This is a genomic window from Pseudomonas sp. R19M, from assembly GCF_050312585.1.
GTDB lineage: Bacteria > Pseudomonadota > Gammaproteobacteria > Pseudomonadales > Pseudomonadaceae > Aquipseudomonas > Aquipseudomonas palleroniana.
The window spans coordinates 63,044-79,160 of record NZ_JBNPJV010000009.1 but is presented as its reverse complement, the minus strand read 5'-3'; the positions used below and the strand labels follow the sequence as shown (position 1 = coordinate 79,160).

Here is a 16,117-nt window from a genome sequence, read left to right as displayed (position 1 = left end):
CCCGGGCAGGGTGCAGGCCGTCGGCGTTTCAGCCTTCGCGCAGTACTGTCAGCGGGCTGGCATTCAACGCACGGCGCGTGCCGAAGACCCCGGCGCCACCAATCAGTAGGGCACCTATCACCGGCAATAGCAGCAGCCACGGGTGAGGGTGCCAGGCCAGGTCAAACGCGTAGCGATACAGCACCCAGGTCACCAGCTCTGTGCCGAGTGCGGCCAGCAGGCCACTGACTGCACCCAGCAAGCCGAACTCAATGCGTCGCGCTTTGACCAGCAACTTGCGTTCGGCGCCCAAGGCACGCAACAGCGCGCCTTGGCGAATTCGCTCATCCAGGGTGGCCTGCAAACCGGAGAACAGCACGGCCATTCCTGCCGCCAACACAAACAGCAGCACATACTCCACCGCCAGGGTGACTTGGGCGAGGATGCTGCGCAACTGTTCCAGAAGTGCCTCGACCTGCAGGATGGTAACGGCCGGGAAGGCCCTGGACAGATCGACGATCTGTTGGTCGTGGCCCGGCGCGAGATAGAAGCTGGTCAGGTAGGTCGCGGGCAGATCCTTCAATGTGCCCGGCTGGAAAATCATGAAGAAGTTGGGTTGGAAATTATCCCAATTGATCGTACGCAGGCTGGTCACGCGGGCTTCGCGATTCTCGCCACCGACTGTGAACACCAGATGATCGTCGAGCTTGAGCTTCAGGCTTTCGGCAACCTTGGCTTCTACCGACACCCCAGGAACGCTATCGCTCGGCTGCGGCGACCACCAGGAGCCGGCGCTCAGGACGTTGCCCGGTGGCAAGTCGGCGGCCCAGGTCAGGCTCAGGTCGCGCTGCACGGCACGGTCGCCGCTGGAGTCCTTGCTGACCACTTCCTGCACCGCAACGCCATTGATGCTGATCAACCGGCCTGGTACGACCGGATACAGCGGTGCGGATTGGGCTTGCACCTGCAGCAGGCGCGCGCCAAAAGCGTCTTTGTCGGCCGGCAGGATGTTCAGTGCGAAATAGTTGGGGGCATCCTTGGGCAACTGGTTCTGCCAGGTATCGAGCAATTCGCCGCGCAGCAGGGCGATCAACCCCATGGATAACAGGATCAAGCCAAAGGCCAGGGACTGGCCTGCCGCCGCCAACGGATGACGCAGCAATTGTCCCAGGCCCAGGCGCCAGGGCAGGGATGCACGGGCCAACAATCGCCGCAGGCTTTGCAGCAGCAATAGAAGCAGGCCGCCGAGGATCAGCGCCGCCACCACGCCACCGCCCAGCAGCGCGAAAGTCAGTACCAGGTCGAGGCTCAGTCGCCACATGATCAACCCGAGGGCGAACAACGCGGCGCCGTAGACCATCCAGGTGCTGGGGGGAATAGGCAACAGGTCACGCCGCAATACTCGCAGCGGTGGAACACGGCCCAGGGCAGCCAGCGGCGGCAGGGCGAAGCCGGCAAGGGCAACCAGCCCGGTGCCAATCCCCGCGACCGCAGGTAACAACCCGCCGGGCGGCACGTCCGCCGGCAGCAGGTCGTGCAGGAAATAGAACAGCCCAAACTGCGCCAGCCAGCCGAGCAGTGCGCCGGTCAGGCTTGCCAGCAGTCCCAATACGCTCAGTTGCAGGCTGAACAGTAACATCGCTTCGCGCCGTGACAACCCCAGGCAACGCAGCAGCGCGCTGGCATCGAAGCGGCGGCTGGCAAAACGATTGGCCGACAACGCCACCGCTACCCCGGCCAGCAGCACTGCCACCAGGCTGGCCATGTTCAGGTAGCGCTCGGCCTTGCCCAGCGCACCGCCGATTTGCTGATTGCCGTCGCGTGAGTCCTGCAGGCGCTGGTTGGCGGCGAGGCCGGGTTTGACCAGGTCACGATAGGTTTGCAGCGCCGTGCTGCCTTGGGGCGCCCGCCACAGCTCGCGGTAGCTGACGCGGCTGCCGGGCTGGACTACGCCGGTCGCCTCCAGGTCGGCCAGGTTGATCATCACCCGGGGTGTGAGGCTGTAGAAATTGCCGGCCCGATCGGGCTCATAGGTCAGTATGCGTGTCAGGTGCAGGGTCTTCATGCCGACATCGATGCTGTCGCCAACCTTCAGGTCCAGCGCTGTCAGCAGCCGTGTCTCTACCCAGGCCTCTCCGGGCTTGGGGCCGCCTCCCGCTGTTTCGACCCCGAACGGCTGCGCGGCACTTTTAAGCTCGCCGCGCAGCGGGTATTGCTCGTTGACCGCCTTGATGCTGGAGAGTTGGATGCCGTTATCCGTGGCGATAACACTGGAGAACTCTACGATGCGTGCGTGATCCAGGCCCAGTTCGGTCCCGGTTTGGATCTGCTCGGGGCGAGCCGGCGAACTGCCTTCGAGCACCAGGTCGGCACCGAGAAATTCAGTGGCGCGCAACAGCATGGCGCCGTTGAGGCGTGCGCCGAAGTAGCCGATGGCAGTGCTGGCAGCAACAGCCACCAGCAGGGCGAAGAACAGCACACGCAATTCGCCGGCGCGGGCATCGCGCAGCAATTGACGCATGGCAAGGCTGAACAGACGCAATAGCGGCAAACGTGCCATCAAGGCTCCAGGGGCGCGACCATCAGGCCGGCTTCAAGGCGGATCAACCGCCGGCAACGATGAGCCAGGCGTTCATCGTGGGTGACCAGCACCAGGGTCGTGCCGCTCTCCTTGTTGAGTTCGAACAGCAAATCACTGATGCGCTCGCCGGTGTGACTGTCGAGGTTGCCGGTGGGCTCGTCGGCAAACAGCACGTCAGGTTCTGCCGCGAAGGCACGGGCGATCGCCACCCGTTGCTGTTCGCCGCCGGAAAGCTGGCGCGGTGAGTGGGTCAGGCGCTGGCCCAGGCCAACGCGCTCCAGCAGGTGCCGGGCGCGCTCGCGGGCGTCCTGGCGGCCGTCCAGCTCCAGCGGCAGCATGACGTTTTCCAGTGCATTGAGGCTGTCGAGCAGTTGGAAAGACTGGAATACAAAACCCACATGCTCGGCACGGATGCGCGCGCGCTGGTCTTCATCCAGGGTGCTCAGGGCTTGCCCGGCAAGAGTGACTTCGCCACTGCTGGGCAGGTCGAGGCCGGCCAGCAGGCCCAGGAGAGTGGATTTGCCGGAGCCGGAACTGCCGACGATAGCCAGGCTATCGCCTTTGTTCAGTTCCAGGCTCAGTTGGTGCAGGATAGTCAGTTCACCTTCCGCGCTGGGAACCACTTTGCTAAGGTTTCGCGCGGTGAGAATGCTTGCGCCCATGGAGAATCCGATGCGAATGTGGTTTTTGAGTGCTGGCCTGGCCTTGATGTGCATGGCCCAGAACGCAGCGGCGGGTACAGTCCTGATCGTTGGCGATAGTATCAGTGCCGGTTTCGGCCTGGATACCCGCAAAGGGTGGGTCGCGCTGCTGGAGCAACGGCTCAAGCAGGAAGGTTTCGACGATAAAGTAGTCAATGCATCCATCAGCGGCGACACCAGCGCCGGAGGCCTGGCGCGGCTGCCGGCGGCGCTTGCAGAGCATAAGCCGGATGTCGTGGTTATCGAGCTGGGCGGCAATGACGGCTTGCGTGGCCAGCCTCCAGCGCAATTGAAACAAAATCTTGCATCGATGATCGACCAATCCAAAGCCGGTGGTGCCAAGGTGCTGCTGTTGGGGATGCAACTACCGCCCAATTACGGCCCGCGTTACACCACTGCATTCGCTGAGGTGTACGGCGTATTGGCCAAAGAGAAAAACGTGCCGTTGGTGCCGTTTTTTCTTGACGGCGTGGGCGGGCATCCGGAGTTGATGCAGGCGGATCAAGTGCACCCGGCAGTCGGTGCCCAGGGCAAATTGCTGGAAAATGTCTGGCCGACGCTAAAACCGCTGTTATGACGCTTTTCTAGCGGCAGGCTTTCGGCTAATGTGGCGCCCCCCTGATTTGGAGCCCTTGATGTCGCGTCCTGCCTGGTCCCTGTTTAACTACCAACTGATCGAGCCGGACGAGCAGCTGGACCTGTTCGCCTGCCAGGAAGTCAGGGTGCATTTGGTGGCGCGCCAGCTGGAGTTGGGCGGCTCGATCGACCGTACGCTGTGCGGCACTTTGTTGCCCGCGCAACCCCGTTGGTCATCGGTGGACCGCTCGCTTTTTCAGGATCAGCGGCTTTGCCCCTTGTGTCGCGCCATTCTCGAATCGCAAAAGCGCGGCACGCCGCCGATCTGGCCGGAGCTGCGCTTCGAGCTGTAGCGGGGCGATGGATGCTTGACGCTCGCTTCACGTATACAATCAGTTTTTTCCTACCCGTCGTTCTGCGAAGGATTTCCCGGATGTTGTCGCGCCTTTCCGTCGTCACCTGCTGCCTGTCTCTCGCTGCTCTCTGTGCGGCCGGCCCGTCGGCAGCCTTGCAGTTGCCCTTGCCACCACCAGGTGAGGACATTGTTGGTCAGGTCCAGGTGATCAAGGCCAAATACGAAGATACCTTTGCTGACCTTGGCACTACCTACGACCTGGGCTATTCGGAAATGGTCGCGGCCAACCCGGGCGTGGATGCCTGGTTGCCTGGCGCGGGCACCGAGATTGTGCTGCCGACGCGGTTCATCCTGCCGCCTGGCCCTCGCGAAGGCATCGTGATCAACCTGGCGGAATACCGGCTCTACTACTTCCCCAAAGGGCAGAACGTGGTCTACACCTTCCCCCTTGGGATTGGCCGTGAAGGCTGGGGCTCGCCGATCGCCCATACCAGCATCATCGCCAAGACGCCGAACCCGACGTGGACACCGCCTGCCTCGATCAAGGCTGAACACGCCGCCAATGGTGACCCGCTGCCCAATGTGGTGCCCGCCGGTCCGGACAACCCGCTGGGGCCGTTCAAGTTCACCCTGGGCACGCCGGGTTATCTGATCCACGGCTCCAACATGAAATTTGGTATCGGCACGCGTACAAGCCACGGTTGCTTCCGCATGTTCAACAACAACGTGTTGGAAATGGCCAGCATGGTGCCGGTGGGCACCTCGGTACGCATCATCAACGATGCCTACAAGTTCGGCAGCAGCGGCGGCAAGGTCTACCTTGAAGCGCACACGCCGCTGAACGACGATGGCACGCCATCAGTGGTCGACAAGCACACTGCGGTCATCAATGCCTTGCTCAAGCGCGAAGACTTGGCCAACAACCTGCGGGTCAACTGGGATCAGGTGCGCGATGTGGTCGCCGCCGAAGATGGCCTGCCGACTGAAATCGGCGTACCTGGGGCCGCCCCGGTCGCTTCCAGCGCGCCGGTTGATTTGCAGCAGTAAGCCTCTGGACAAGCCCGCCATGGCCTTGGGTCGTGGCGGGTTTTTTATTGCCGCAGGTTTTGGGCTGAATCCCAGGCAATAAAAAAGCCGACCCAAGAATGGATCGGCTTGATAACAACCCCGAAGGATTATTACTTGCGGCTTGCTTTTTCAAGCATGCGCAGAGCGCGCTCGTTAGCTTCGTCAGCAGTCTGTTGTGCTTTTTGAGCAGCAGCCAGAGCTTCATCAGCTTTACGGTAGGCTTCGTCTGCACGAGCCTGGGAGCGAGCTGCTGCGTCTTCAGTAGCAGTCAGACGAGCTTCGGTTTCTTTGGAGACGCTGCTGCAACCGGTAGCCAGAACTGCGGCCAGAGCCAGAGCAGAGAATTTCAGAACGTTGTTCATCGTGTTCCCCTTCAAGGACTTTCTATTAAATGGCTACTTTCTCAGAGTGAGCTGATAGCCGGCGTACATACTACCCATTACTTGTAGTAAGTAAACTGACGTAGCGCAAGAAGCAAAAAAAAATCTTGAGCTGCATCTATTTTGGCTAATCTTTTTGACATCTGCATAAAAACTATCCAATTCTCTCCATCGCGATGGAGATTGGATCCAGGCTGAAAGCTACAGCCCGCATGTGTTAAGCCAAGTGAACAGGTGTGAATATATATATACAGGGTGACACTTTTGTACAGGTTGCCTTTAACCCGCCTCACATCTTTTGCGCATGTAGAGGTGACTTTAAGAGCGCCTGTTCGTCTCAAGCTTCAACTGCCGGCAATGTTCAGGCTTTCGATCATTGGTTGATCGAGGCCCTTTCTATATCCACCAGCAGCAAGGGATGACGTGTGCGCTTGAGCAATTGCCGCAATGGTGCCTACTATCTCCCTACGTGCTGGTTGTGAGCGCTATGGGTTTCTCGTTGTCGAAACCGGCACGGGGTGGCGTAGATGTTCCTTCGCCGGAAAAACATCGGTAAGGTAGGGGTCGCAATTGCAGACCCGCGAGGAGTAGTGATGAGCGAGGCGTTGTCCATCCACCATGACCAGGCTGGTCATCAGTTCGAGACCAATGTGGACGGTCATCGTGCCTATCTGACCTACATGGACCTCGGAAAGCAGACCCTGGATATCTATCGCACCTTCGTGCCCAACGCATTGCGCGGCCGTGGCATCGCTGCCGCGTTGACCGAAGAGGCGCTGAAGTTCGCCGAAGAGGCCGGCTACACGGTGATCCCTTCGTGCTCTTACGTAGAGCGCTACATGGAGCGCCACCAGCGCCATGCCGCGAAGCTGTGAACCCTAAAACCGCACCATGAAAAACGCCGGGCTCAGCCCGGCGTTTTTGTGTGCGTCATGCAGTGTCAGGTGCGTTTGCGTTTAGGCAATACGTCCTTGAGCTTGGCGTGCATGCTGCGCAAGGTGGTCTCGGTAGCGGACCAGTCGATGCAGGCATCGGTGATCGACACGCCGTACTGCAGGTCGGCGAGGTCTTTTGGAATCGCCTGGCAACCCCAGTTCAGGTGACTTTCGACCATCAGGCCGATGATCGACTGATTGCCTTCAAGGATCTGGTTGGCGACGTTTTCCATCACCAGCGGTTGCAGGGCCGGGTCCTTGTTGGAGTTGGCGTGGCTGCAGTCGACCATGATGTTCGGCTTGATCTTGGCCTTGTTCAGCGCCTGTTCGCACAGCGCGACGCTGACCGAATCATAGTTGGGCTTGCCGTTGCCGCCGCGCAATACCACGTGACCGTAGGCGTTGCCCTTGGTGGTCACGATGGACACGCCACCTTCCTGGTTGATGCCCAGGAAACGGTGGGGGCTGGAGACCGACTGCAGCGCGTTGATCGCGACCGTCAGGCCGCCGTCGGTGCCGTTCTTGAAGCCCACGGCCGAGGACAGGCCGGACGCCATTTCGCGGTGGGTCTGGGACTCGGTGGTACGCGCGCCGATGGCCGACCAGCTGATCAGGTCCTGCAAGTATTGCGGCGAGATCGGGTCGAGGGCTTCGGTGGCGGTGGGCAGGCCCATCTCAGCCAGGTCCAGCAGCAACTGGCGACCGATGTGCAAGCCGTCCTGGATCTTGAACGAGTCATCCAGGTAAGGGTCGTTGATCAAGCCTTTCCAGCCGACTGTAGTGCGCGGCTTCTCGAAATAGACCCGCATCACCAGATACAGGGTGTCGGACACTTCGGCCGCCAGCACCTTGAGGCGCTCGGCGTACTCGTGGGCAGCCTTGAGGTCGTGGATCGAGCAAGGGCCGATCACCACGAACAGGCGGTGGTCGGTACCGTCGAGAATGTCACGGATGACTTCGCGGCCCTTGGTGACGGTCTGCAACGCAGCGTCGCTCAGCGGGATTTCGCGTTTGAGCTGATCGGGCGTGATCAGGGTCTCGTTGGATTCGACGTTAAGGTCGTTGATCGGTAAATCAGCCATCGTGTTACTCGTCAGGGTCACGGTGCCGGCCGCCAGCCATCCCCGTGCGGCGGAGCACAGCATGATTTGAATGCAGGGGGAAGGAACCTTAGCGCGTATCACCGGCCCGCGACAATGGGCAAACTCCGCTTTAATCCAGCACAGGCTGCACAAAAGCCTCATGGGAGAATTCGACGGCATGGCGCGCAACCCACTCGTGGGCCATGGCTTCGTGCTGCGCAGGTGTCGGCTCGGCGTCTTCGTGCAAGCGGCAGTAGCGCTCGATCTGGCACACTTGTTCGCCCATCCGCGCACCGAACAAGGCGTGCTCATCAGTAAACGAGATACCGATACGGTAGCCCTTTTCGACTTTGCGGCACCACGCCACGTAGCCCGGATAGCGGGCACTCGCGCCCAGCGACGGGATCCGCAGATCCACCGCCGTGCCCTGGCGCCAGGCACGCGGATAATTGCACGCGACACCGCCCAGGCCGATAGTGTGCAGGCGTTGGCGGGGCATGGTGGGAGAGGGACGTTGGATCAACTCGACAGCGACATCATCAGGGTGAGGTAAAAAACGACCCATGTACACGGACTCCGAGCGCCGTCCCGTTGACGGCAGTGGCAGCAGTATAGTGAAGGAACTGGAATTGACCGACCTGGATATTGACCAGCAATTGCTGGGGTTGCCAGGTATTTCATTGGTGGTGTTCACCAGCGTCGGTTGTTCCAGCTGCCGCTTCGCACGTCAGCAGTTGCCCGGCTGGCACTTGCCGGTGGATCGCGTGTGCTGGGTGGATGCCGGGCACAACGGCGGCGCCGTCGAGCGCTACCAGATCTTTCATTTGCCCGCGTTATTCGTGGTGTGCGAGGGTCAGTTCCTGGGGCAGATACAGACGCGTCTTACGCGTGATGCCGTTGGCGATGCAGTAAAACAAGCCCTTACCCGTACTCCAGAGGATTTGCCATGACCGCAGTTGCACAGCCTTCCCCCCGCATTGGCATCATTGGTACCGGCGCCATCGGTGGCTTTTACGGCCTGATGCTGGCGCGCGCCGGCTTCGATGTGCACTTCTTGTTGCGCAGTGAATACGCCGCCGTCAGCGAGCATGGCTTGCACCTCAACAGCAAGGTGCATGGCAAATTGCATCTGTCTGCGGTACAGGCCTACGCCCGCGCTGCCGATATGCCTGCGTGCGATTGGTTGCTGGTGGGGACCAAGTCCACTGGCAATGTGGACTTGGCCCCCACGCTCGCCCAGGTTGCGGCGCCGGATGCCAGGATTGTGCTGCTGCAAAATGGTCTCGATGTCGAAGACAGTCTGCGCGAGCACCTGCCGCCGTCGCTGCACCTGCTTGGCGGCCTGTGCTACATCGGCGTACATCGCTCCGGCCCTGGTGTCGTCGAGCATCAGGCATTGGGCCGGGTCAACCTGGGTTATCACAGTGGCGGTGCCGCCGACGATGAAGCCGGCCGGAAGGCCATCGTCGAAGAGGGCGCCGCGCTGTTTCATAAGGCCGGCATCGAGTCCCAGGCCATGGCCGACGTGCACCAGGCGCGCTGGCATAAGCTGGTATGGAACGTTCCCTATAACGGCCTTTCCGTGTTGTTGGGCACCGGCACCACGGCGTTGATGGCGGATCAATCCAGCCGCGAATTGATCCAGGCGTTGATGGCCGAAGTGGTACAGGGTGCCCGTGCTTGCGGGCATGACATTGCGGCGAGTTACGCCGACCAGATGTTTGCGATGACCGAAACCATGGATGACTATCTGCCCAGCATGTACCACGACCATGTGCACAAGCGCCCGCTGGAACTGGCGGCGATCTACGCCCGGCCGCTGGCGGCGGCAAAGGCCGTCGGTTGCGAGTTGCCACGAATCCAGGCGTTGTATCAAGCCTTGAGTTTTATAGATCGGCACAATCGCTGATTCGGGGGGAAACACTATGGCAAAAGGATTGGGCGACAAACTGGTGCTGGCGATTTCTTCACGGGCGCTGTTCGACCTGAGTGACAGCCACAAGGTCTACCTCGCCGAAGGCGTGGAGGCTTACCGCAAGTATCAAATCGAGCACGAGGAAGAAACCCTTGAGCCCGGCGATGCCTTCCCGCTGGTCAAAAAGCTGCTGAGCCTCAACGCCAGCCTGGGCCGTGCGCGGGTCGAGGTGGTGCTGGTGTCGCGCAACAGTGCTGACACCGGCCTGCGCGTATTCAATTCTATCCAGCATTACGGCTTGGATATTTCCCGCGCCGCTTTCGTAGGTGGACGTAGTCCGTATCCCTACTTGGCTGCCTTTGGTTGCCATCTGTTTCTTTCCACCCATGCCGACGATGTGCGCAGTGCCCTCGACGCCGGGTTTGCGGCGGCGACCATTCTGTCGGGCGGCGCGCGTCGGGCGTCGAGCGAGGAATTGCGCATCGCATTCGACGGTGATGCCGTGCTGTTCTCCGACGAGTCCGAGCGTGTGTACCAGGCCGGCGGCTTGGCAGCGTTTCAGGCCAACGAGCGGGAGTCGGCGCGCCAGCCTTTGCACGGAGGTCCGTTCAAAGGTTTCCTGGCGGCTCTCAATTTATTGCAGCGCGAGTTTGTCGACGAGGCGTGCCCGATCCGCACCGCGCTGGTCACGGCACGCTCGGCGCCTTCCCATGAGCGGGTGATCCGCACGTTGCGCGAGTGGGACATTCGCCTCGACGAGTCACTGTTCCTAGGCGGCCTGGATAAGTCCGCATTTCTGGAGGCTTTCGCCGCCGATGTGTTTTTCGATGACCAGGCCGGTCACTGTGAGAGGGCCAGGGAGGTCGTCGCCACCGGGCACGTGCCCCATGGCATCAGCAATGAGTTGAAAATCCAGACCGAGAGCTGAGCCGAACTGCCCCGGGCGCTGCTAAGCTCATTCAATCTCCGCCATCCTGGCTGCCCAGGAGGTTCTATGATTCGTTCGATGCTGTACGCCACGGACCTCGGTCTCTATGCGCCTTATGTGATGCAACATGCGCTGGCACTGGCCCGAACGTTCAATGCCGATCTGCATGTGGTTCACGTGGTCGAACCCATGGGGCTGTTCGCCGAATCGGTGTTGCAGAGCTACCTTGATGAGCGGGCGTTGAGTGAGTGGCAGCGTCAGGGAGTGAACACGGTCATGGCGACGATCGAGCAACGGGTTCTGGACAGTTTTCGTGAGGAGTTGGGGGAAGGGGAGCAAGACCTGAAATTGATTCAATCGGTTCGAGTGATTCAGGGGGATCCTTGCGAAGTGATTCTCGACCAGTTGCGTAAACTTTCCGTTGATCTGTTGATCGTAGGGAGTCACAGCGATGCAACCGCAGCGGCCACACCCCTTGGGCGAACCGCCGCAAGGGTGCTGCAGTTGTCGACAGTGCCGGTTTACCTGGTGCCATCGTTGCAGCGTCGCCGCAACGATGATATTTGATCGGTAAAGAATGATAAAAAGTTCTAGATTTATCGATCCGTCCTTTAATATAGTTATATACCGTCGCTGATACCCGTGGCGTCTATCTGCTTTGAGGGATACATATGAAGCTTCAACAACTGCGCTACATCTGGGAAGTGGCGCACCACGACCTCAACGTTTCCGCTACTGCTCAAAGCCTCTACACCTCGCAACCCGGTATCAGCAAGCAGATCCGCCTGCTCGAAGACGAGCTGGGCGTCGAAGTGTTCGCGCGCAGCGGCAAACATCTGACCCGCGTGACTCCGGCTGGTGAACGCATCATCACCACCGCCGGCGAGATCCTGCGCAAGGTCGAAAGCATCAAGCAGATCGCCCAGGAGTTCTCCAACGAGAAGAAAGGCACCCTGTCGATCGCGACTACCCACACCCAGGCGCGGTACGCACTGCCGCCGGTGATCCGCGATTTCATCAAGCAATACCCCGATGTCGCCCTGCACATGCATCAGGGGTCGCCGATGCAGATCGCCGAAATGGCGGCTGATGGCACCGTTGATTTCGCTATCGCCACCGAAGCCCTGGAGCTGTTCGGTGACCTGGTGATGATGCCTTGCTACCGCTGGAACCGCTGCGTGGTCGTGCCTCAGGGCCACCCGCTGGCCAAGCTGCCGAAGCTGACCCTGGAAGCCCTCGCCGAATACCCGATCGTGACCTACGTGTTTGGTTTTACCGGCCGTTCCAAGCTCGACGAAGCCTTCAGCCACCGTGGCCTTACGCCCAAAGTGGTGTTCACCGCGGCCGACGCCGATGTGATCAAGACCTATGTACGCCTGGGCCTGGGCGTGGGCATCGTCGCCAAGATGGCGGTCGATACCAGCCTCGACAAGGACCTGGTGGTTCTCGACGCCAGCGAGTTGTTCGAGTCCAGCGTGACCAAGATCGGCTTCCGTCGTGGCACGTTCCTGCGTGGCTTCATGTGCGACTTCATCGAGAAGTTCGCGCCGCACCTGACTCGCGAGGTCATGGCCAAGGCGATCCAGTGCCACAACAAGCAGGAACTGGAAGAGCTGTTCGAGGGCGTGGAATTACCGGTTCACTGATACCGTCATTTGGCCTCGGTAACCATAAAGTGTTGCCGAGCGCCCGCCACCAGAATCTCCACCTCGTCCCCTTCGAACTTGCCCAGCAGGCTTTTGCCCAAGGGCGATCGCGGGGTGATGACGGTCACCGGCTGTCCGACTACATCCACCTTCAAGCCTGCCCCATCCGGTGCCAGGAACAGCCATTGCTGGCGGCCATTCTCGTCTTCCAGGCCTAATAAGGCGCCGATTTCAATGCCACGCTGATCGTCATAGGCCCGCAGTGGCAGGTTCTGGCACAGCGACAGCGCTTGCTTGATTTCCTCGACGCGCCTGGCCTGGCCGGTTGCCAGGTAGGAGGCCTCCAGCCCGAGGGTGTCGTATTTGTTTTCTGCGATGTTTTCTTCGTGGGTCGCAGTTTCGTAGGCGGTCTGCGCGGCGCGCTGGGCAATGTCGAGGTCGACGCTGAGTTTTTCCAGGATCAACGAGTGGACGGCGTGTTTATTCATGGGCAGTGGGGTCATTCGCAAAATTGCAGGACATTGGCCCGGCTCTTTTCATTGGGAGCGTTCTGATCTTGCTGCAACCAGAACTGGCATTTGGGGTTGTTCAGGTTGCGCACATTGTTGCGGGCCTGGTCCAGGGATTGCTGCTGTTCCTGTTTGCGCAGGTTGTCGGTGTATTGCTCGAACATACGGTTCGGCGGCTCGGGTGTGACGACGGCAGGTTTGCCTAATTGTTGAACGGCCTGGGCGACCGGCGCCAGGCTCTGCGGGAACAGATAGCTCGATGTCAACCAGCTCGTCAGCACGATGGCGACAAACCCCAGCCATACACCAAACGCGATGGCGACACTGAGCTTGAACAGTGGCAGCGAACGATCAGACATGATGGCCTCCTGGCGGGCATTGATGGCGTGGCGACGATTGTCGCACAGCCACTGTGCAGAATAATCGCGATCAAGCCTTCTGCATTGGCGCATTTATGCGGACAATCGAGCCTTTGATCGTTGGAGCCCGGAATGAAAGCCCGCTGGGATATTTTTTGCAGTGTTGTCGACAACTACGGCGACATCGGCGTGACCTGGCGCCTGGCCCGGCAACTGGTGGTGGAGCATGGGTGCGAAGTATGTTTGTGGGTTGATGACCTGCGGGCCTTCGAGCGCATGTGCCCTGAGATTGATGTGCGGTCGCCGCAGCAATGGCAGGACGGCGTCGAGGTGCGCGACTGGCCGGCCGACTGGCCCGGCGCTCCATCTGCCGATGTCGTGATCGCCGCTTTTGCCTGCCAATTGCCGCCGGCCTACATGGAAGCCATGGCCGAGCGCGAACGCGTTCCGCTGTGGATGAACCTGGATTACCTCAGTGCCGAAGAGTGGGTGGTGGGTTGCCATCGCCTGCCGTCGGTGAAGTTCAAGGGCGTGCAGAAGTATTTCTTCTTCCCCGGTTTTCGCTCGGGAACAGGCGGTCTTTTGCGCGAGGCAGGGTTGCTGGAGCAGTGCCAGGCTTTTCAACAAGATGTGCCGGCGCAACGACAATTCCTGCAGACCCTGGGAGTGTTTCCGGCAACTGATGCGCGATTGATCTCGCTGTTTGCCTATGAAAATGCCGGGTTGGCCAGTTGGCTGGACGTGTTGGCGACGGACGGGCGTGCCACTCATCTATTGGTGCCGGAGGGCCGCATCCTCGGCGATGTGCAACGTTGGCTGGGGCTGGAGGGCCTGGCAGCAGGTGATATTCATCAGCGCGCGGCCCTGACCGTGCAGGTGTTGCCGTTCGTGCGCCAGGAACAATATGACCGCTTGCTGTGGTGCTGCGACTTCAACGCGGTGCGCGGCGAAGACTCGTTCGTGCGGGCGCAGTGGGCGGGGCGGCCAATGCTTTGGCACATTTATCGCCAGGATGAAGATATCCACCTGGATAAACTCGACGCCTTCCTGCAGTTGTACACCGCCGCCTTGTCACCGGCAGCCAGTGCTGCCGTAGTAACACTTTGGCAAGCCTGGAACGCTGATGGCGATATGGCACAGTCGTGGAAAATGTTGCTGGAGCACTGGCCGGAGGTGAACCAGCACGCGCAAACATGGTGTCTGGAACAGGGCTTGCAGGCCGATCTTGCGACGGCGCTGGTACAGTTTTATGAAAGTTGGATATGATACGCCACCTTGAATTTTGTAAATCCCATCCAAATTTCGGATATCTGCAATGAAAACTGGTAAAGAACTGAAACCCGGTACCGTGATCCGTATCGACAACGACCCTTGGTTGGTTCAGAAAGCTGAGTTCACCAAGTCGGGTCGTAACAGCGCGATCATGAAGACCAAGCTGAAGAACCTGCTGACCGGTTACAAGACTGAAACTGTCTACAGTGCCGACGACAAGCTGGACGACGTGATCCTCGACCGCAAAGAAGCGACCCTGTCCTTCATCAGCGGCGACACCTACACGTTCATGGACACCACCGACTACACCATGTACGAGCTGAACGCTGAAGATATCGAAGCCGTTCTGCCGTTCATCGAAGAAGGCATGACCGACGTTTGCGAAGCGATCTTCTTCGAAGAGCGCCTGGTTTCCGTAGAGCTGCCGACCACTATCGTGCGTAAGGTTGCCTACACCGAAGGTTCCGCTCGCGGCGACACTTCGGGCAAGGTAATGAAGCCTGCCAAGCTGGCTAACGGCACCGAACTGCAAGTAGCTGATTTCATCGAAATCGACGACATGATCGAGATCGACACCCGTGAAGGTGGTTCGTACAAAGGTCGCGCCAAGAAGTAATTCTGGCTACCTCGATACGAAAAAAACCCGACTTTGAGTCGGGTTTTTTGTGGGCGTCTATAAATCAGACGGTTACGTGCAGGCGTACGTCGACGTTGCCGCGAGTGGCGTTGGAATACGGGCACACTTGGTGCGCGGCGTCGACCAGGCTTTGCGCATCGTCCTGGGCCAGGCCCGGCAGGCTGATGTGCAGGTCGATGTCCAAGCCGAAACCACCGGGGATTTGACCGATGCCGACGTGGGCGGTGATCGACGCGTTATCCGGAACCTTGCGCTTGGTCTGGCTGGCGACGAATTTCAGCGCGCCGATAAAGCAGGCCGAGTAACCGGCGGCGAACAGTTGCTCAGGGTTGGTGGCTTGGCCGCCAGCACCGCCCAATTCTTTGGGAGTGGAGAGTTTGACATCAAGGATGTTGTCGCTGGAGACGGCACGACCATCACGGCCGCCGGTGGCGGTAGCTACTGCGGTATAGAGCGTTTGCATGGCGTTTCCTCTTTGTTGTTAGCGCTAACTGTTTGCGCGCTAAGTAGTTGGTGAGACGAATGTATAGCGCTAATGTTTAGTGCGCAAGATAAATTTATAAATTTTTATGCCCTACCACCAACCAGTGTGGGAGGGGGCTTGCTCCCGATTGCGGTGGATCAGCCAGCTTATCAATAGCTGACACGCCGCAATCGGGAGCAAACCCCCTCCCACATTTTAGAGCTTCACCGCGATTAGATTGAGCTTTGCAGGTTGCTGCGCAAGGCAACCAGGTCAGCCTGCAGCTTGCGCAACTGCTCCAGCTCCAAACCACTGGCGCCGAGGATGCACTGGGGAATCCCCATGGCTTTATCCTGCAGGGCGCGGCCGCTGTCCGTCAGTTCCACGACCACCACCCGCTCATCCTCGCGGTTGCGGGTGCGACTGAGCAGGCCCTCGGCTTCCAAGCGCTTGAGCAGCGGGGTGAGCGAGCCCGGGTCGGTCAGCAGGCGGTTGCTGATTTCGCCGACGGTCAAACCGTCCTCTTCCCACAGCACCATCATGGCCAGGTATTGCGGATAGGTCAGGCCGAGGGCTTGCAGCAGTGGCTTATAGACCTTGGTCATCAGCAACGAGGTGGAGTGCAGGGCGAAGCAAAGCTGATTGTCCAGCATCAGGGATTGGCAAGGGTCAGGGTTTTTGCTCATGGCGGTGTCTCGAAAGCGGGTATTGCCTGGAATCTAGCGGGCAAA

At 59.9% G+C, this 16,117-nt stretch carries 20 protein-coding genes; 11 read left to right on the top strand and 9 right to left on the bottom strand.

Going from position 1 to position 16,117, the window contains the following annotated elements:
• Window positions 1–28: 28 nt before the first annotated feature.
• A complete protein-coding gene (locus ACQRBT_RS01025; RefSeq protein WP_412047181.1) occupies window positions 29–2,539 on the bottom strand; it encodes an ABC transporter permease in 2,511 nt (836 codons plus the stop codon).
• Complete coding sequence (locus ACQRBT_RS01020; RefSeq protein ID WP_060753249.1) at window positions 2,539–3,222, bottom strand: ABC transporter ATP-binding protein; 684 nt, start codon at window positions 3,220–3,222, stop codon at window positions 2,539–2,541. The genes ACQRBT_RS01025 and ACQRBT_RS01020 overlap by 1 nt, the downstream gene beginning before the upstream one ends.
• A 10-nt stretch (window positions 3,223–3,232) precedes the next feature.
• On the opposite strand from ACQRBT_RS01020, the gene ACQRBT_RS01015 reads away from it, so the two are divergent.
• The 3 genes from ACQRBT_RS01015 to ACQRBT_RS01005 all read left to right on the top strand — a co-directional run bounded on the left by ACQRBT_RS01015 (window position 3,233) and on the right by ACQRBT_RS01005 (window position 5,239).
• On the top strand, window positions 3,233–3,838 hold the full coding sequence (locus ACQRBT_RS01015; protein WP_060753250.1) for an arylesterase: 606 nt from the start codon (window positions 3,233–3,235) through the stop codon (window positions 3,836–3,838).
• Between the two features lie 58 nt (window positions 3,839–3,896).
• Window positions 3,897–4,190, top strand: a complete 294-nt coding sequence (locus tag ACQRBT_RS01010; RefSeq protein ID WP_060753251.1) for a hypothetical protein — start codon at window positions 3,897–3,899, stop codon at window positions 4,188–4,190.
• A gap of 80 nt (window positions 4,191–4,270) precedes the next feature.
• The gene (locus ACQRBT_RS01005) at window positions 4,271–5,239 is read left to right on the top strand and encodes a L,D-transpeptidase family protein (RefSeq protein ID WP_060753252.1); all 969 of its coding nucleotides are present in this window, start codon (window positions 4,271–4,273) and stop codon (window positions 5,237–5,239) included.
• Window positions 5,240–5,370: 131 nt separating this feature from the next.
• On the opposite strand, the gene oprI is transcribed toward ACQRBT_RS01005, so the two are convergent.
• The gene (gene oprI, locus ACQRBT_RS01000; protein ID WP_003172710.1) at window positions 5,371–5,622 is read right to left on the bottom strand and encodes an outer membrane lipoprotei OprI; all 252 of its coding nucleotides are present in this window, start codon (window positions 5,620–5,622) and stop codon (window positions 5,371–5,373) included.
• A 611-nt stretch (window positions 5,623–6,233) separates the two neighbouring features.
• Here oprI and ACQRBT_RS00995 point away from each other — a divergent pair.
• Window positions 6,234–6,515 (top strand): GNAT family N-acetyltransferase, encoded by a 282-nt coding sequence (locus ACQRBT_RS00995; protein WP_003189869.1) that lies wholly within the window; start codon window positions 6,234–6,236, stop codon window positions 6,513–6,515.
• 65 nt (window positions 6,516–6,580) lie between these two features.
• Here ACQRBT_RS00995 and ACQRBT_RS00990 read toward each other — a convergent pair whose 3' ends face one another.
• Together ACQRBT_RS00990 and ACQRBT_RS00985 are read right to left on the bottom strand one after the other, a co-directional pair.
• Complete coding sequence (locus ACQRBT_RS00990; RefSeq protein WP_060753323.1) at window positions 6,581–7,657, bottom strand: 3-deoxy-7-phosphoheptulonate synthase; 1,077 nt, start codon at window positions 7,655–7,657, stop codon at window positions 6,581–6,583.
• Window positions 7,658–7,787: 130 nt separating this feature from the next.
• The gene (locus ACQRBT_RS00985) at window positions 7,788–8,222 is read right to left on the bottom strand and encodes a PilZ domain-containing protein (RefSeq protein ID WP_104995891.1); all 435 of its coding nucleotides are present in this window, start codon (window positions 8,220–8,222) and stop codon (window positions 7,788–7,790) included.
• Here ACQRBT_RS00985 and ACQRBT_RS00980 point away from each other — a divergent pair.
• From ACQRBT_RS00980 to cysB, 5 genes are all read left to right on the top strand, one after another.
• On the top strand, window positions 8,221–8,607 hold the full coding sequence (locus tag ACQRBT_RS00980; RefSeq protein ID WP_090366031.1) for a thioredoxin: 387 nt from the start codon (window positions 8,221–8,223) through the stop codon (window positions 8,605–8,607). The genes ACQRBT_RS00985 and ACQRBT_RS00980 overlap by 2 nt on opposite strands.
• Window positions 8,604–9,566: a putative 2-dehydropantoate 2-reductase gene (locus tag ACQRBT_RS00975; protein ID WP_412047180.1), complete on the top strand. Its 963-nt coding sequence runs from the start codon at window positions 8,604–8,606 to the stop codon at window positions 9,564–9,566. Before ACQRBT_RS00980 ends, ACQRBT_RS00975 begins: the two co-directional genes overlap by 4 nt.
• A 16-nt stretch (window positions 9,567–9,582) precedes the next feature.
• The gene (locus ACQRBT_RS00970) at window positions 9,583–10,500 is read left to right on the top strand and encodes a 5'-nucleotidase (protein WP_060753256.1); all 918 of its coding nucleotides are present in this window, start codon (window positions 9,583–9,585) and stop codon (window positions 10,498–10,500) included.
• Window positions 10,501–10,566: 66 nt separating this feature from the next.
• Window positions 10,567–11,067 carry a universal stress protein gene (locus ACQRBT_RS00965; RefSeq protein ID WP_060753257.1) on the top strand — a complete coding sequence of 167 codons (501 nt, stop codon included), beginning with the start codon at window positions 10,567–10,569 and terminating at the stop codon, window positions 11,065–11,067.
• A gap of 104 nt (window positions 11,068–11,171) precedes the next feature.
• Entirely contained in the window at window positions 11,172–12,146 is a 975-nt protein-coding gene (cysB, locus tag ACQRBT_RS00960; RefSeq protein ID WP_060753258.1) for an HTH-type transcriptional regulator CysB, read from the top strand.
• 5 nt (window positions 12,147–12,151) lie between these two features.
• On the opposite strand, the gene ACQRBT_RS00955 is transcribed toward cysB, so the two are convergent.
• Complete coding sequence (locus tag ACQRBT_RS00955) at window positions 12,152–12,634, bottom strand: GreA/GreB family elongation factor (RefSeq protein ID WP_412047179.1); 483 nt, start codon at window positions 12,632–12,634, stop codon at window positions 12,152–12,154.
• A gap of 11 nt (window positions 12,635–12,645) precedes the next feature.
• On the bottom strand, window positions 12,646–13,014 hold the full coding sequence (locus tag ACQRBT_RS00950; RefSeq protein WP_412047178.1) for a hypothetical protein: 369 nt from the start codon (window positions 13,012–13,014) through the stop codon (window positions 12,646–12,648).
• 132 nt (window positions 13,015–13,146) lie between these two features.
• Between ACQRBT_RS00950 and earP the strand changes: the two genes are divergently transcribed.
• Window positions 13,147–14,280, top strand: coding sequence for an elongation factor P maturation arginine rhamnosyltransferase EarP (earP, locus tag ACQRBT_RS00945; protein ID WP_412047177.1), 1,134 nt, complete (start codon window positions 13,147–13,149; stop codon window positions 14,278–14,280).
• Window positions 14,281–14,329: 49 nt separating this feature from the next.
• Window positions 14,330–14,902 (top strand): elongation factor P, encoded by a 573-nt coding sequence (locus tag ACQRBT_RS00940; protein ID WP_016975379.1) that lies wholly within the window; start codon window positions 14,330–14,332, stop codon window positions 14,900–14,902.
• 64 nt (window positions 14,903–14,966) lie between these two features.
• Here ACQRBT_RS00940 and ACQRBT_RS00935 read toward each other — a convergent pair whose 3' ends face one another.
• Together ACQRBT_RS00935 and ACQRBT_RS00930 are read right to left on the bottom strand one after the other, a co-directional pair.
• Window positions 14,967–15,386, bottom strand: a complete 420-nt coding sequence (locus ACQRBT_RS00935; protein WP_060753261.1) for an organic hydroperoxide resistance protein — start codon at window positions 15,384–15,386, stop codon at window positions 14,967–14,969.
• 233 nt (window positions 15,387–15,619) lie between these two features.
• On the bottom strand, window positions 15,620–16,072 hold the full coding sequence (locus ACQRBT_RS00930; protein WP_060753262.1) for a MarR family winged helix-turn-helix transcriptional regulator: 453 nt from the start codon (window positions 16,070–16,072) through the stop codon (window positions 15,620–15,622).
• Window positions 16,073–16,117: the final 45 nt, after the last annotated feature.

Coding starts and splice junctions, on each gene's coding strand:
- ACQRBT_RS01025 (WP_412047181.1), bottom strand. CDS start 2,539: ATGGCACGTTTGCCGCTATTGCGTCTGTTCAGCCTTGCCATGCGTCAA.
- ACQRBT_RS01020 (WP_060753249.1), bottom strand. CDS start 3,222: ATGGGCGCAAGCATTCTCACCGCGCGAAACCTTAGCAAAGTGGTTCCC.
- ACQRBT_RS01015 (WP_060753250.1), top strand. CDS start 3,233: ATGCGAATGTGGTTTTTGAGTGCTGGCCTGGCCTTGATGTGCATGGCC.
- ACQRBT_RS01010 (WP_060753251.1), top strand. CDS start 3,897: ATGTCGCGTCCTGCCTGGTCCCTGTTTAACTACCAACTGATCGAGCCG.
- ACQRBT_RS01005 (WP_060753252.1), top strand. CDS start 4,271: ATGTTGTCGCGCCTTTCCGTCGTCACCTGCTGCCTGTCTCTCGCTGCT.
- oprI (WP_003172710.1), bottom strand. CDS start 5,622: ATGAACAACGTTCTGAAATTCTCTGCTCTGGCTCTGGCCGCAGTTCTG.
- ACQRBT_RS00995 (WP_003189869.1), top strand. CDS start 6,234: ATGAGCGAGGCGTTGTCCATCCACCATGACCAGGCTGGTCATCAGTTC.
- ACQRBT_RS00990 (WP_060753323.1), bottom strand. CDS start 7,657: ATGGCTGATTTACCGATCAACGACCTTAACGTCGAATCCAACGAGACC.
- ACQRBT_RS00980 (WP_090366031.1), top strand. CDS start 8,221: ATGTACACGGACTCCGAGCGCCGTCCCGTTGACGGCAGTGGCAGCAGT.
- ACQRBT_RS00985 (WP_104995891.1), bottom strand. CDS start 8,222: ATGGGTCGTTTTTTACCTCACCCTGATGATGTCGCTGTCGAGTTGATC.
- ACQRBT_RS00975 (WP_412047180.1), top strand. CDS start 8,604: ATGACCGCAGTTGCACAGCCTTCCCCCCGCATTGGCATCATTGGTACC.
- ACQRBT_RS00970 (WP_060753256.1), top strand. CDS start 9,583: ATGGCAAAAGGATTGGGCGACAAACTGGTGCTGGCGATTTCTTCACGG.
- ACQRBT_RS00965 (WP_060753257.1), top strand. CDS start 10,567: ATGATTCGTTCGATGCTGTACGCCACGGACCTCGGTCTCTATGCGCCT.
- cysB (WP_060753258.1), top strand. CDS start 11,172: ATGAAGCTTCAACAACTGCGCTACATCTGGGAAGTGGCGCACCACGAC.
- ACQRBT_RS00955 (WP_412047179.1), bottom strand. CDS start 12,634: ATGAATAAACACGCCGTCCACTCGTTGATCCTGGAAAAACTCAGCGTC.
- ACQRBT_RS00950 (WP_412047178.1), bottom strand. CDS start 13,014: ATGTCTGATCGTTCGCTGCCACTGTTCAAGCTCAGTGTCGCCATCGCG.
- earP (WP_412047177.1), top strand. CDS start 13,147: ATGAAAGCCCGCTGGGATATTTTTTGCAGTGTTGTCGACAACTACGGC.
- ACQRBT_RS00940 (WP_016975379.1), top strand. CDS start 14,330: ATGAAAACTGGTAAAGAACTGAAACCCGGTACCGTGATCCGTATCGAC.
- ACQRBT_RS00935 (WP_060753261.1), bottom strand. CDS start 15,386: ATGCAAACGCTCTATACCGCAGTAGCTACCGCCACCGGCGGCCGTGAT.
- ACQRBT_RS00930 (WP_060753262.1), bottom strand. CDS start 16,072: ATGAGCAAAAACCCTGACCCTTGCCAATCCCTGATGCTGGACAATCAG.